At 65.2% G+C, this 14310-nt stretch carries 12 protein-coding genes and 1 pseudogene; 9 read left to right on the top strand and 4 right to left on the bottom strand.

Annotated features, from left to right (window positions below; all coding sequences use genetic code 11):
• The first annotated feature begins 49 nt into the window (after positions 1-49).
• On the top strand, positions 50-1075 hold the full coding sequence (locus ET475_RS11845; protein ID WP_129390370.1) for an alpha/beta hydrolase: 1026 nt from the start codon (positions 50-52) through the stop codon (positions 1073-1075).
• A gap of 48 nt (positions 1076-1123) precedes the next feature.
• On the opposite strand, the gene ET475_RS11840 is transcribed toward ET475_RS11845, so the two are convergent.
• Positions 1124-2179: a polysaccharide pyruvyl transferase family protein gene (locus ET475_RS11840; protein WP_242497611.1), complete on the bottom strand. Its 1056-nt coding sequence runs from the start codon at positions 2177-2179 to the stop codon at positions 1124-1126.
• 770 nt (positions 2180-2949) lie between these two features.
• Here ET475_RS11840 and ET475_RS18425 point away from each other — a divergent pair.
• Positions 2950-3426 (top strand): IS110 family transposase, encoded by a 477-nt coding sequence (locus ET475_RS18425; RefSeq protein ID WP_422879945.1) that lies wholly within the window; start codon positions 2950-2952, stop codon positions 3424-3426.
• A complete protein-coding gene (locus ET475_RS11830; protein ID WP_129390361.1) occupies positions 3372-4220 on the top strand; it encodes a transposase in 849 nt (282 codons plus the stop codon). Before ET475_RS18425 ends, ET475_RS11830 begins: the two co-directional genes overlap by 55 nt.
• Positions 4221-4353: 133 nt before the next feature.
• Here ET475_RS11830 and ET475_RS11825 read toward each other — a convergent pair.
• Positions 4354-4747 (bottom strand): annotated as a pseudogene (locus tag ET475_RS11825) (transposase); the annotation flags it as partial.
• Between the two features lie 95 nt (positions 4748-4842).
• Between ET475_RS11825 and ET475_RS11820 the strand changes: the two are divergent.
• Genes ET475_RS11820 through ET475_RS11810 form a run of 3 tightly spaced genes read left to right on the top strand, consistent with a single transcriptional unit; the run spans position 4843 to position 8753 of the window.
• Positions 4843-6486 (top strand): asparagine synthetase B family protein, encoded by a 1644-nt coding sequence (locus tag ET475_RS11820; protein ID WP_129390358.1) that lies wholly within the window; start codon positions 4843-4845, stop codon positions 6484-6486.
• Positions 6487-6543: 57 nt separating this feature from the next.
• Positions 6544-7647, top strand: a complete 1104-nt coding sequence (locus ET475_RS11815; protein ID WP_129390355.1) for a glycosyltransferase family protein — start codon at positions 6544-6546, stop codon at positions 7645-7647.
• 11 nt (positions 7648-7658) lie between these two features.
• Positions 7659-8753, top strand: coding sequence for a glycosyltransferase (locus ET475_RS11810; protein ID WP_129393907.1), 1095 nt, complete (start codon positions 7659-7661; stop codon positions 8751-8753).
• Positions 8754-8789: 36 nt separating this feature from the next.
• Here the strand turns inward: ET475_RS11810 and ET475_RS11805 are convergent, their stop codons facing one another.
• Both ET475_RS11805 and ET475_RS11800 read right to left on the bottom strand, forming a co-directional pair.
• Positions 8790-9767: a glycosyltransferase family 4 protein gene (locus ET475_RS11805; protein ID WP_129390353.1), complete on the bottom strand. Its 978-nt coding sequence runs from the start codon at positions 9765-9767 to the stop codon at positions 8790-8792.
• Complete coding sequence (locus tag ET475_RS11800; protein WP_129390350.1) at positions 9764-10888, bottom strand: glycosyltransferase; 1125 nt, start codon at positions 10886-10888, stop codon at positions 9764-9766. Before ET475_RS11800 ends, ET475_RS11805 begins: the two co-directional genes overlap by 4 nt.
• 147 nt (positions 10889-11035) lie before the next feature.
• Here ET475_RS11800 and rfbA point away from each other — a divergent pair, with 147 nt between their 5' ends.
• From rfbA to rfbD, 3 genes are read left to right on the top strand one after another with little or no spacing between them, the layout of a single operon-like run.
• Entirely contained in the window at positions 11036-11908 is an 873-nt protein-coding gene (rfbA, locus tag ET475_RS11795; protein ID WP_129390347.1) for a glucose-1-phosphate thymidylyltransferase RfbA, read from the top strand.
• Positions 11905-12903, top strand: a complete 999-nt coding sequence (gene rfbB / locus ET475_RS11790; protein WP_129390344.1) for a dTDP-glucose 4,6-dehydratase — start codon at positions 11905-11907, stop codon at positions 12901-12903. The genes rfbA and rfbB overlap by 4 nt, the downstream gene beginning before the upstream one ends.
• The gene (rfbD, locus tag ET475_RS11785; RefSeq protein ID WP_129390341.1) at positions 12903-14309 is read left to right on the top strand and encodes a dTDP-4-dehydrorhamnose reductase; all 1407 of its coding nucleotides are present in this window, start codon (positions 12903-12905) and stop codon (positions 14307-14309) included. Before rfbB ends, rfbD begins: the two co-directional genes overlap by 1 nt.
• Position 14310: the final 1 nt, after the last annotated feature.

Raw genomic sequence — 14310 nt, 5'->3', positions numbered from 1 at the left:
ATGGACTGGCGCCCCGCGCCGGGAAGCTTCAACGAAGGGATTCAGATACGTGGTGCTACCTACCTCGAGCGAGGCGGACCGCTTTGACTTTGAAAGCGCCACAATCCGCTCGAAGTTGTTCAACGGCGCACTCGATGACACCGACATCGATCGACTGTGGAACCGCCTCGACCGCGGCATTGATCTTGGCGCGAGCGCGATCATTCGCGACTTCGAAGCTTCGGGGAGACGCGCGATTGGGAGGGCTCTCCCCCACGGCGTCCGCAACGCAATCGCCGGGTCCCACCCGAATTTGCTTCACCACGACAGCGTCTCCAGCTACCATACCGCCGCGAGCCGAGACAGCCTCCACTGGGTCGAAGCCGGGTCTGTCGCGATTCCGATCTTCACTCGACGCACGGAGTCACCTATACTCATCGTCACTTTTCATGGGGTCCTCAGACGGAGCAAGTATGTGCTACCGAGGTTTGAGTGGGTGAATTCGCTTCGTAGTCTCGGTCATAACGTCCTATCTTTTGGCGACCCCACGATGGATCTCGACCTCGGTCTTGAGGGCGGCTGGTGGCTCGGGACACATTCACTCGATCTGATCCCGCAATTAGCGGTGCTCGTCTCCCGCACCATGGAGGAGCTCGGTGCGAAGCGTCTCGTCATCGCCGGATCTTCGATGGGTGGATTCGGCGCGCTCCAGCTCGGCGCCTATTTTCCCGAGGCTACGGTTGTGGCGTTCAATCCGCAGACGGACGTGCGACGTTACCACGCCAGAAGAGTGACCCGGGTCGCGATGGGCTCGGTGTTCGGCGCAGATGCTGACCCTGTGCCCGCGCGTGTCAGCGTCCTGGAACGGTATGACACGACTGCCATCGTGCCAGCCCGGATCCGGTACGTGACTAACATCGGCGACCAGCACCATCTCGACGAGCACTATGAGCCATTTGCATCCGGCCTGGAGGACCGCCAGGTGAAGTCGCTAGTTCGGACAACTCGTGACGACGGTCCGCGCCACGAAAAGATCCCCGCGGAGGCCTTCATCTCCACCCTGACGGAGGAGATCGCGCGATTCGGCCGCTCGTAACGGCCGCCATGTGGTGCGGCGTCACCAGGGGTGCCTGCGGCATACGTGTCAGGGCATGACTGAGCCCAGCACAGCCTGGATGCGCAGCGTCAGGCGTGCCAGTCGAGCCCGTGCTTCATCGACTGCGGGTGCCAGGTCGCGAAGCCGCGTTGGAAGCTGCTCACCGAAGTCCTGAAGCTGATCGAAATGCCCGATGAGTGTGCCGAGACCCACCGCGTCGAGAAGGCGGACAATCTTGCCCGGATCGGCCCCCGATCCGATGGGATAGGCGCCCTCGGTCGCTCCGATGATGAGTCCGTGGGCTCGGTCGCTTACCACAGCCAGCGACTGCTGGTAGATGCCTCGCACATGCGCCTCGAGAACATCATGGGCCAGACTACGGGGCGCGAGGTATTCGCCGCCCAGATCTACCGCGAGTTGTACGGCTCGCGGCGCATCGCGGGACACCTGTGCCAATGTCACGATTCGAGTGGATGTCGCATTTGCGAGTGACTTCACCGCAGCAATCCACCTACTATCCGGGTACGGTCTGTCGAAGCGCAGCGTGACCGCGATATAGCTGCGTGCGCCAACCGATCGCCAGTCGGCAGTCTTCGAGCCGAGCATGAACGCCCAATCCGGGTTCACCTCACCGAAGCCGGCAGCCTGCTGTGAGCCGGCATCGCGCCACGACACGACGTCCGCGTTGAGGAAGGATGAGCGAAACTCGATTGATCGCGCTAGCCGTGGGTCCTTCAGGCCGATCCCCGCCGCAATGACGACACCGCCCGAATCCTTCGCCGCAGCCAATTCATCGGCACGACGGGGAGTCGGATATCGCACCACACCGGCCAGATCGATCTCTCCGGCGTTGAAGACATGGATGATCTTGGATTTTGCGTCGACAGACCTCACCCATGTGTCCCGGTCTGCGTACCAGATGTGCTGCTCGCTCAGCGCGAGACCGGAAAGGTAGTCGGATGTCTGCATGCGACCCACGACATGGAATCTACGTCCCGCACCGGCTATCGCGCTGAGATACCCCCTGCGCAAAGCGGAGTCGCCGAGATTGTCGTCCTGCCCTGAGATGTCCGCATGGATCTGCTGAGTGGTCTGATCATCCACGTCTATGACGATACTAGGTCCGGCTCTGAGCATCGGACGGCGCTAGTTCTCTAGCTCGAACACTTCGATGGCATGCCCCGTTACTTTCTGCGTCGCCCGGATGGAGGAACCCTGAAAGTTGACGGCCTGCTGGGCCCCGGCACGATTGCTGTCCCCTGGCGAAGTCGTGATCTGGGGTGGTGTTGTCACCGGGCCTGGTTGGCGGTGTGTGATCGCTGATAGGTGTTCTGATCCTCGATCGCGCTGCATACGCCACCCCGGGATCAACGACGAGTACACGCCGTCGCCACGCAGGTAAGCGATGCCCTGCCCGGACTAGCACGCCGTCTCGCACTCGGACAGGTACTTCAGCTACTAGCCAGGCGTGAGCGAACGCCGACGGGCCGGACGGTCAGAACTGGAGGCAGCGGGCACGACTCCATCATTGGCCGCGGCGGCCGCCACCACGGAACTCAAACTCATCAGACTGGCGATCCTCCAACTCGTCCTACAAGTAGTGCCCGCTTAACCACCACAACCAACCCGAAGGATCACAGAACGGCTACACAGAGATCATGGATTCGGCTCCGGCGCCGGCGTGACCCGAAATTACACGGGCGCCGTTCGCGGCTGTCTTTTTGTTGATCTGTCCGTCGACGCCGGGGTCGCTGCGGGCCGGGCGGGCACATGAGTTGATAGGAGCCTGACCGGGTAGTCGTCTCACCTTTGTGCTGTCTGCACTCACCCGACCTGCGGTGACGTTCATCAACCGTTGGAAGGGAATCCCGCCAATGACGAGCATGACACTCGACCCGCCGCTCACCAACCCGCTCTCACCAGCGACCGAGCTGGTCGCAGGCGTCGACACGCACAAGAACACGCATCATGTCGCGATCCTCGATCACGTCCGCAAACCTGTCGCCGACCGAGAGTTCCGCGCCGACGGCCGCGGCTATGCGCAGGTAGTCGCGTTTCTCCACGCGCACGGCGATGTCGTCTGTGTCGGCGTGGAGGGCACCGGCTCCTACGGGGCTGGCCTCTCCCGCGCGCGAATGCGGCGGGGCCGGCCGTCGTCGAAGTCGCCCGACAGGACTGGCAGGCCCGACGGCGTCGGGGCAAGTCCGACCCGCTCGACGCGCATCAGGCAGCCGTCGCTGTCCTGGCCGGAACTGACACCGCGATCCCGAAGACTGGTGACGGGGCGGTGGAATCGATGCGGATCCTCCTCGCCGAGCGCCGCTCCGCGGCCAAAGCCAGGGCGCAGGTGATGAACCAGATCCACGCGCTGCTGATCACCGCGCCCGAGCTGGTGCGGCAGTCGTTCCGAGCGCTCAGCGGGCAGCGACTGGTGAACACGCTCGCAAAGACCCGGCCGGGAACGATCGCGTCCTCCGATCCCGAGATCGTCGCCCGGCAGACGTTGCGAAGGTTCTCGGTCCGGTACCTCACGATGCAAGCCGAGATCGACCTGATCGAGCAACAGCTTGAGTTGCTGGTCCGGCAGGTCAACCCCACGCTGCTGTCCCTGAGCGGAGTCGGTCCCGTCACTGCGGCGACGCTCCTGGTCGCCGCAGGCGACAACCCTGAGCGGCTGGGGACCCGCGCGAGCTTCGCCGCTCTCGCCGGCGTCGCCCCGATTCCCGCCTCGTCCGGACAACGCACGCGGCACCGGCTCTCTCGCGGCGGTAACCGGCACGCCAACGCCGCCCTGCACCGGATCGTGCTTCTACGCATGCGTCACCGCGAGCCTCGAACGATGGCCTACTTCGAACAGCGCCGTGCAGAGCAGCTCACCGACCGCGACATCATGCGCTGTCTCAAGAGGCGCGTCGCGAACGAGGTCTACGCCGCCCTGCTCAACCCCGCCATCGACAACCCAGCCGGGCGCGAGCTCAGAGCCCGCCGACAAGCAGTCGGCATCCCGATCAGCGTTCTCGCCAGCAGTCTCGGCGTCCCGTACCAACGGCTACGCCGGCTCGAGATCGGCACCCGCGCCGATCCCGACCTCGAAACTCGAGCGATCGCCACCCTGGAACAAATCAGCTCACCACTGACCGCTTGACAGCATAGGAGCATCCACTTCAGGGGACTTGACCGTCCTACAAGGCGGACTTGCTATGGAGTGGTGGACTCACCCAACACTGACAGGTAGGGTCCCGGGGGCGGTTCGGGCACGGCCATACCAGTGTTGGGCCGAACATATGTGCCGCGATCGACACGCCCCGCTCACGCCGGACGCGGACGATCAACTCGACGACAAAGCCCTCCGAGCACATCTGGTCGATGAAGCCCATAAACCGTTGCGCAGGTCGAGTTCCCCACGAAGAGAGTCGTCGCTTTGAGGATAGCGACACCCTCACGCAGCCGCCGATTCTCCGCCTGCAACCGGCGGATCTCCGTGTGCTCTTCACTGGTCTGCCCGCCACGATCACCCGCATCGATCTCGGTCTGCACAACCCATCGGCGCATCAACTCCGCACCGACACCCTCCTGGCGGGCCACGGCCGCGATCACCTTCGCAGTCGACGCGTACTCGGTCCGATGCTCAAGCGCGAACCTGACAGCTCGCTCGCGGAGCCCGGGGTCAATCTTCTTCGGCGTGACGCTATCCTTTCGACTCGAAAGGAAGCGGCACCAAACCTGGGGCGGTTCGCTGTCGGCCAACGCGTGGCAAAGTGGGAGTCGTGACGGCACCAACGGTCCCTGGAGAGCGATTCGTCGCCCAGCCTTTCGTGTGTGGCGCGTTCGGCGAGGACGAAGACCACCTTTTTGATCGGCTGCTGGCAAGCTCGCCGGCACCTGTCACAATGCTGCACGATTCTCGAGACATCCGATTCGCTGCGTCCAGATCCGATGGCTTGGAGACGGTTCCTGACGGCTGGGTATGGGGCCGCTACGTCGCGCGCAACACACGACCGCGCACAGCACAACACGCCAGCGAAGACATCGGGCTCGCGGGGTTCTGGGTCGACAGTAACAGTAAAGGAGCCACCCTACACACTGACTGGCTCGGCACCCAGGACATCTTCACTCGGGCGATCGGCGGGACCACTTTCTGGGCCAATCGCATGTCACCGCTCATAGAATTCGCAGATGTACCGGTCCACGCCGACATCATGGCGTGGCGGACGTACTTTGTCCTATCAGGCTTCTCGGCTGGCTCGACGCCGATGGTCGAGATCAGCAGGCTCGACGCCGGTCAGAGACTCGATCATGTGGCGGGAGAGACACGCCTGAGTACTCGCCTCCCTCGGTGGTTTACGGACCCCTCAGGTACAGCGACCGTCAATGATCTCGCGGCCGCGATCGTGGCTGCTGTGCCGCAGCCGGCAGCAAGAAGCGTCGACCTCACGCTCTCCGGGGGGCTCGATTCCCGGCTATTGCTTGCGGCGTTGCTCACTCCCAACGCTCTACCCGTCTCGTGGTCCACGCATCACGAAAACGGTTGGGACGGAGACATCCGGATAGCCGGAGAGATCGCCCGGGCCATTGGAATCGAGCACCACGTTGTCGACTACCAGACAGAAGACTGGCTGGCGGCGCGAGAACCCACCCTTGTCCGCCTGGAGCACGCAACATGCATGCATAACTGGATGATGCCGCTAGCCCAGGTTCTGCGGAACCAACATGCGAGTTCTTCGCTCTTCGATGGGCTTGCGGGCGATGTGCTCATGAGGTACCACGATAACGTTGCATCCTCGGCGTCCGAACAACACGCGCGTGAGGTGTGGTCCGCGCTGGGTGCAAGACCATTTCAAGACTCACGCGTACTGCGCCAGAGCATCCGGGATGAGTGGGAAGCCGAAGCGTTTGCAGATTGGCGCGCGCGCTCGCGCTCATGGGACGATCACCCGTATGCGGAGACCGTCATGCGACTACTCACTCGCACACGACGTGCGATCGCTGTGTCGCCTTTCCGCCTGTTCTCACCAGAGCGACGCGTTCTGACACCGTTCATCGACCCAGAAGTGGTGCGCACCGTGTGCGCAGTCCCGCCTCTCCCACGCCAGAATCGGGACCTCCGACCTGCGGTTTTGAGAATACTCAATCCGGTGCTGGCCGACATCGACTCGACAGTCAACCCCCATCGCAGCCAAGTAGTATTCACAGAACGCGGCCCGACGTCAGCAGCGGCTGCGAGGTCGATGTCCCAGAGCATCGTTGCAGAGCCGGCGGTCGCCCGCCTCTTCGACATGCGCCGCATTGAATCACTGGCCACGAATTCAGACGGCGACCGTCTCCCTCGAGCGGTACGCAACGGCGCAGCGCTCGCACACTGGATATCGCATTGGCGCGGTCGACTTGCGGAGTTGCCGCGCTTTGACTGACTCCCTCGGCTGCTCTTCGGCCGAGGGAGGGTCTCATCCTCGAAGTAGATTGAATTCATGCGATCGGGTGCGAGCAAGACATGCCAACGCGCGCACTGCACGCGCACGTTCGTCTCACTCACAGGCCCCGAATGGAACATCGGCGACGCGCTCATCCGCCGCGGGACGCTCGACTGGGCGCGCGACAGCTCCAGCGATCTTGTCGTTTACGCAGGTGCCGCGCCGGATGTCTGGTTACGACAGCTCGGGGTGCCCGACGATGCCATCGTGCTGCGCTCGAAGCGCAGCGTGCCGAAGTGGCTGTGGATGCTGGTGACCGCTCCCCCACGCCCAGTGCTTATATTCGAAGCCGGTGAGGTGCCACTTGACCGCGGCAACGGACTGCGCGAACTGGTCTTCTTCGTCGAGACCCTCATCGTGCGGATTAAGCGGGGCATCGTCGTACGGCCGCCCCGCGGCATCCGTGCGCCCACCAATCCTGCGAGGTGGTTGCACGCACGCGCGGCACGCCTCTCGCAGATCGCGCTGTGGCGGGATGACGCGAGTGCGGCGGTCGTCGGCGGGGGCCGGGTCGCTCCCGATATCGGGTTCGCGGCCGGCGTCCGTACCGGACGTCCCTGGGTCGAACGCAGCGAGCTGATCGTCAGCCTGCGCGGTGCACGTCCGATGCCCGGCGACGCTTGGGTGCAGGCGGTGCGCGCGGCCGCCGCCGCCGAGGGGCTGCTCATCCGCACCGTCGTGCAGGTGCGTGAAGACGAGCCCCGCGCCCGCGAACTTTCCGATGCACTAGGCGGAGTCTTCGAACCGTGGGGCGCCACCGATCCGGTCACGCAAGAGACGCTGCTGCGCGAACGCTACGACGGCGCACGCCTGGTGATCAGCGACCGGATGCACGTGCTCGTGCTCGCCGCCCTGAGCGGTGCCGTGCCGGCCGAACTCGTGCCCCACCCAACGCACAAGATCACGGATGCGTTCGCCACTGTGGGACTGAACGACATCTCCCTCGACGCAGCGACAAGCGACCCAGACCGGATGCAGCAGTTCCTGCGCGAGCAGTTGGGTCGCACCGCCGAGGTGACCGAACGCATGCGCGATGCCGACCAGACCCTGTCAGACCTTGAGGCCGAGGTGCGCGACACGATCCGGGCCGCGCGGTCATGAGCGAGCAGGGTATGCCCGAAGGGCCACGCGATGCGGGCGGCCGCTGCATCCTTTTCCTTTCCCACAGCCACGCGTTCGGCCCATTCCGTGTCGGCAGCCACCATTACGCCCGCACCCTCGCGCTCAGCGGAGCCGACGTGGTGCACCTTTCGACACCGATCTCGCTCGCGCATCGCGCCACGCGACGTGTGAGCCATGCGATGGATGCCGCGGTCCCGCGCGGTGCATACCGTGACGCCGATGGAGTGACGCACCTGGTGCCGCGCACGACCCTCCCCCGTCCTTATGGGCCGTTCCGCGTCGCGCGCGAGCTGACGCGGCAGGGAATCGATCCCGCGTTCGACGCCGTGCTCGTCGACCAGCCCCTCTTGTGGGACGACTCCGTGCGAGCTCTCGCACCTCGACTCGTGTACCGACCAACCGATCTCTACCCATCAGGTGAGAAGCAGCGCTTGCAGCGCAGCATCGTGGCGGCGGCCGACGGCATCGTCGCGACCTCCGGCGAGGTGCTGCGGGCGCTGGGGCCGCTGGATGTACCGTCGCTGGTTCTCGAGAACGGCGTGGACACACAGCACTTCGGGGCAGGTGACGACCTGCGCGATAAGCGCCAAGCGATGTGCGTGTACGTCGGCGCGCTCGACGACCGGTTCGATTGGGCACAACTGGATGCGTGGGCGCGCACCCACCCTGATGTTCGATTTGCGCTCGCGGGTGTGGGAGCGTCGTCGCCGCCGCCGGTTGCGGCGAACGTCGACGTGCTGGGACCGGTGCCGTATGGCGAGTTGCCCGCGCTGCTGCACGGCGCGCGCGTCGGGCTGCTACCGCTCTCAGACGATCCGCTCAACGCGGGGCGCAGTCCGATGAAGCTCTATGAATATCTGGCGGCAGGACTGTCCGTCGTGGCACGCGAAACGCCCGTGATCAGCGCCGACGAGACATCGGGCCTGTTCACCTACGCAGGTTCGGGCGAGGCCGACGCTGCGATCGGTGGGGCGCTGCGGCATCCTTCCCCCAACCTCGCGGGAATCCAGCGCGCGGCGTCAGAGTCTTGGACGGCCAAGACCGAGTCGCTCGAGGCGTTCGTGTGCGGGCTCGCAGGGCGCTGAGGTGTCTCAGTTCAGTCGCGTTGCACCTGGCCGAGCTCAACCAGCGGTTGTGAGTGCCTGCTCGAGTGCGCTGGAGATGATGTCGGCTGTGCGGTCCCAGTCGTGCACGCCCGCTGGTGGCTCGACACGGCGCGGCGCGGCGACAGCTTCCGTGAGTGCAGCGGCCCATTCCGCGGCATCCTGCGCCGACGCGAGCGACCAGCCACGGGTGCCCACGATCTCGGCCACTGCGTCACAGCCCTGCCAGAAGAGGACTGGGACGCCGCAGGCGATCGATTCCAGCGCCGGAAGCCCAAAACCCTCAAGGGTCGAGGGCATCACGGTGGCAGCGGCTCCCCGGTACAGCGCTGCGAGGTGCTCGTCGTCGACATCGTGCAGCCACTCGACGCGATCGACAAGAGACAAGGCAGCCGCCTGCGCCTGAGCCGCCTCTCGCTCGCGCTCAGGGATCACTGCGCGCAGCCGCACGTCGGGGAGGTAGGGCAGGGCGCGCAGCACGACATCGAGGTTCTTGTGCCGACGGAGGTTGCCGACAAAGACGACGTAGGGGTCTGTCGCCTCTTCGACGGGACCCTGCATTCGGAACGCCGCAGAACATCCATTACCGGCGTTGACCACCCGCACGGAATCGTCGCGCACCCACTCACGGATCTCACGCTGCGACGTCTGCGACACTGTGAGCACCAGCCCCGCCTTGCGCACGGCGCTTCGCACCGGGCCGGCATAATATGCCGCGAACTTCACGCGGTGAAGCCCCGGCGAGCGCAGTTGGATCAGATCGTGGATCGTGAGTATCTGCCGCGGAGCGCGCACCAGCGCGCCGTACCCCGGCGAGTACACAACGTCATTGCGACCGACCGTCGGCAGCGCGCGGAAAGCGTCGAGCGGTGAGTGCGGGCTGCCGTCGAGATCAAGTGACTGCCAGTGCGGGCGCAGGCGCGCCAGCACCTCGCGTGCGTATCTGCCGATGCCATGCGCACCGCGATAGCGATCGTCGACATACAGCGTGGTCACGATATCGGTGACGCTGCACCGCGCGTCTGCGTCTGTGTTGCCACCCAATCGGTGATGCGGTCGACGAACACACTCGTGTCGAACTCGAGCGCTCGAGCGACGCATGCGTTCGGGTCTGCCCCGACCGCGCGTTCGACAGCGCTGGTGAGCTCGCTGCGTGTCCAATCGTGCACGAGCGCACCGGTGACTGAGTCGACAACGCTCTCGGAAGTTCCTCCCACGGCATTGGCGACGACAGGTGTGCCGCTTGCCATCGCCTCGACCGGCATAATGCCGAAATCCTCCACTGAGGGGAAAACCAAGGCGTGGGCACGTCGATACAGGGCCGCGAGAAGCCTCGACGAGGGATCTTGTACGAACATCGCCGGCTCGCGCACCTCGGCCGCGAGCGCGCGCAGGCGATCTTCATCGGGCCCGCCGCCCGCCAACACCACCGGCACGCCGACCGCGGCGCCCGCCTCGATCACCCGGTCAAGGCGCTTGTACGGCACGAAGCGCGACACACCGAGCAGAAACTCGGGCGGAAGACCGGCGAGTATCTCGTGCTCGGCCGACGTGAGGTCGGTGACTGGCGTCGCGAACGCCGAAACGTTCACTGGCGGATGGATGACGGTCGCCTCACGCTTCCACGTCTCGGCGATGCGCCGCGCCACAAACGCACTGTTCGCCGCGATCGATACCGGTTCGGCCGCGCGCTTGCGATCAACGGGTTTCAGCAACCCAGAGACGGCGCGCGCCACCATGCCGCTGCCGCGTCCATCCAATTCGGGCGCCCACACATACCGAGCTGGTGTGTGCGCGTACACGAGCTTGGGGGCGTCGCGCGCGGCGCCTCTGAAGCGAGCATGGTGCGCGAAAAGGTGACTGCTGCACAGCACCCACTCCGCGTCGCGCCGTGGCAGATGCCGCCACACGCTGGGCATGAACGGCAGGGCTGCCGCTTTACTGCGGCGCAAAGGGGTACGTGCGAGCACGGTCTCGTGTACGCCGCGGAAACGTCCATCACTGTCATTCCAGAGGCAGAATCGTTCGGCGTCGGGAAAGGCTTGCGAGAGAACCTCGAAGACGTTCTCGGAACCACCATGGCGCGCGAGCCACTCGTGAACCAGGATGCCCGACACCGACCGCACCTCCCCCGTCAAGACGACTTGAGCAGGCTATCAGGACGCCCCGCCGCCCATCGAGATCGCATGCATCCGCACCTGCCGTCAGTGCTCTTGCGCGTAAGGAGGTTAGCGCAAGGCGGCTTGCGCTGAGAGGATAGCAGAGTGAAGGGCATCATCCTCGCCGGCGGCTCCGGCACGCGCTTGCACCCGATCACCCTCGGGGTGTCGAAGCAGCTGATCCCGGTGTTCGACAAGCCGATGGTCTACTACCCACTGTCGACGCTCATGCTCGCCGGCATCCGCGACATCCTCGTGATCACCACGCCACACGACGCGCCGTTCTTTGAGCGACTGCTCGGCGACGGCTCGCAGTTCGGCGTCTCGCTGACCTTCGCGCAACAGCCCTCCCCCGATGGGCTCGCGCAGGCGTTCACGATCGGCGCCGATTTCATCGGCGATGACAAGGTCGCCCTCGTGCTCGGCGACAACCTGCTCTATGGGCCGGGGCTCGGTCGCCAGCTCAAGCGGTTCTCTGATGTCGACGGCGGTGCGGTGTTCGCGTACTGGGTCTCGCAACCCGAGGCGTACGGTGTCGTCGAGTTCGATGAGGGCGGCCACGCCATCTCACTCGAAGAGAAGCCGGCACAGCCCAAGAGCAACTATGCGGTTCCCGGACTGTACTTCTATGACAACGAGGTCATCGAGATAGCACGCACGCTGCAGCCCAGCGCCCGCGGCGAATACGAGATCACCGACGTGAACCGGGCCTACCTCGAGCGTGGAAAGCTGCAGGTCGAGGTGCTCCCCCGAGGCACCGCGTGGCTCGACACCGGAACCTTCGACCAGATGACCGACGCGGGCGACTACGTGCGCACCATGGAACGCCGCACCGGCATGAAGATCGGCTGCCCCGAAGAGATCGCCTGGAGTCAGGGCTTTCTCACCGACGACGAGCTGCGCGAACGCGCCGAGCCGCTCGTGAAATCGGGCTACGGCAGCTACCTTCTCGACCTTCTCAAGAGAGGACGCGCATGAGTCAGCTGCTCGTCACCGGCGGTGCCGGGTTCATCGGCTCCAACTTCGTACACCACGTGATCGAGCACACCGACCATCACGTCACCGTGCTCGACAAGCTCACCTACGCGGGCAATCGCACCTCGCTCGACGGCTTGCCCGACGACAGGTTCACCTTCGTGCAGGGCGATATCTGCGACGCATCCCTCGTCGACGAACTGTTCGCACAGGTTGATGCCGTCGTGCACTACGCGGCCGAGTCGCACAACGACAACTCCCTCGACAATCCCCGGCCGTTCCTCGACACCAACATCGTCGGCACGTACACACTGCTCGAAGCGGCACGCAAACACGGCACCCGGTATCACCACATCTCCACCGACGAGGTGTACGGCGATCTCGAACTCGACGACCCGGCTCGGTTCACCGAGCACACCCCCTACAACCCGTCTTCGCCGTATTCGTCGACGAAGGCCGGCTCCGACCTGCTCGTGCGCGCATGGGTGCGCTCGTTCGGTGTGCAGGCGACGATCTCGAACTGCTCGAACAACTACGGCCCGTATCAGCACGTCGAGAAGTTCATCCCCCGGCAGATCACCAACGTCATCCGCGGCATCCGTCCCAAGCTCTACGGCGCCGGGCTCAATGTGCGCGACTGGATCCACGCCGACGACCACTCGTCTGCCGTTCTCACCATCCTCGATCGGGGCCGTATCGGCGAGACCTACCTCATCGGCGCCGACGGCGAGAAAGACAACAAGACCGTCGTCGAGCTGATCCTGCGGCTCATGGGGCACGAAGCCGACGCGTACGATCACGTCACCGACCGCGCCGGACACGATCTGCGCTACGCGATCGACTCGACGAAGCTGCGCAACGAGCTCGGATGGCAGCCGCGCTACCGCGACTTTGAGGCGGGGCTGGCCGCCACCATCGACTGGTACCGGTCGCATGAAGACTGGTGGGCTCCGGCCAAAGACGCCACCGAAGCCTTCTACGCCCGCAAGGGACAGTGATGACCGACTACGGCAAGCCCCTGCAACCGACTTCCACCTCGATCCCCGGGCTCGTGGTCTGGGATCTGCCGGTGCACGGCGACAACCGCGGCTGGTTCAAAGAGAACTGGCAGCGCGAGAAGATGACCGCCGCGGGTCTGGAAGACTTCGGCCCGGTGCAGAACAACATCTCGTTCAACGACGCGGTTGGCACGACCCGCGGCATCCACGCCGAACCCTGGGACAAGTGGGTGTCGGTGGCCACCGGCCGCATCTTCGGCGCCTGGGTCGACCTGCGCGAGGGCCCCACGTTCGGCGCGGTCTACACGTGTGAGATCGATCCGTCGCGGGCCATCTTCGTGCCGCGCGGGGTCGGCAATGCCTACCAGACGCTCGAGCCCGACACCGCCTACACCTATCTCGTCAACGACCACTGGTCACCCGACGCGTCGTACACGTTCTTGAATCTCGCCGACGAGACCGCCGCCATCGCGTGGCCGATTCCGCTCGATCGGGCCGAGCTGTCGGCGAAGGATGCCGCGCACCCGCGACTCGCAGACGTCACTCCGGTCGCACCGCGCAAGACCCTCGTGCTGGGCGCGAACGGGCAGCTGGGCCGCGCGCTGCGCGCGGAATTCGGGGATGCCGCGCACGTCGAGTATGCGACCCGCGCCGACCTCGACCTCACCGCGCCCGACCTTGTGACGGCCCGCCGCTGGCGCGACTATGACACTGTCATCAACGCCGCCGCATACACCGCGGTCGACGCCGCGGAGACACCCGAGGGACGCCGGAATGCCTGGGCAGCCAACGTCACCGCTGTCGGCGCGCTCGCGCGCCTGGCGGCTGCGCACGGACTCACTCTCGTGCATGTCTCCAGCGACTACGTCTTCGACGGCACCGGCTCACGGCCCTATACCGAGCAAGACGCGCTCTGCCCGCTCGGCGTCTACGGCCAGACCAAGGCCGCCGGCGACGCGATCGTGGCGACGGTACCGCGCCACTACATCGTGCGCACCTCGTGGGTGATCGGCGAGGGCAAGAACTTCGTGCGCACCATGGCGTCGCTGGCCGAACGCGGTATCGATCCGAAGGTCGTCGACGATCAGACCGGACGCCTCACTTTCACCTCTGACCTGGCCCGCGGCATCCATCATCTGCTCAGTACTCAAGCGCCTCACGGTGTGTACAACGTCACCGGCGCCGGTGAACCGACCACCTGGGCGGATGTCGCGCGACGCGTGTTCGAACTGACCGGGTATGACCCCGCGCGCGTGACCGGCGTGTCGACGGATGACTACTTCGCGGCCGCTGACGGGCCGGTCGCGCCGCGGCCACGCAACAGCGTTCTCGATCTCGGCAAGATCAGCGACACCGGGTTCACTCCAACCGACGCCGCGGATTCGCTGGCCGACTACGTGAGCTGAG

This window comes from Microbacterium protaetiae, from assembly GCF_004135285.1.
In the GTDB taxonomy this organism is placed as follows: Bacteria; Actinomycetota; Actinomycetes; order Actinomycetales; family Microbacteriaceae; genus Microbacterium; species Microbacterium protaetiae.
Note: the sequence above shows the minus strand (reverse complement) of the source record. Positions and strands in the feature narration are given on the sequence as shown.

Coding starts and splice junctions, on each gene's coding strand:
- ET475_RS18425 (WP_422879945.1), top strand. CDS start 2,950: ATGACGAGCATGACACTCGACCCGCCGCTCACCAACCCGCTCTCACCA.
- ET475_RS11830 (WP_129390361.1), top strand. CDS start 3,372: ATGCGGATCCTCCTCGCCGAGCGCCGCTCCGCGGCCAAAGCCAGGGCG.
- ET475_RS11815 (WP_129390355.1), top strand. CDS start 6,544: ATGCGATCGGGTGCGAGCAAGACATGCCAACGCGCGCACTGCACGCGC.
- ET475_RS11810 (WP_129393907.1), top strand. CDS start 7,659: ATGCCCGAAGGGCCACGCGATGCGGGCGGCCGCTGCATCCTTTTCCTT.
- rfbB (WP_129390344.1), top strand. CDS start 11,905: ATGAGTCAGCTGCTCGTCACCGGCGGTGCCGGGTTCATCGGCTCCAAC.
- rfbD (WP_129390341.1), top strand. CDS start 12,903: ATGACCGACTACGGCAAGCCCCTGCAACCGACTTCCACCTCGATCCCC.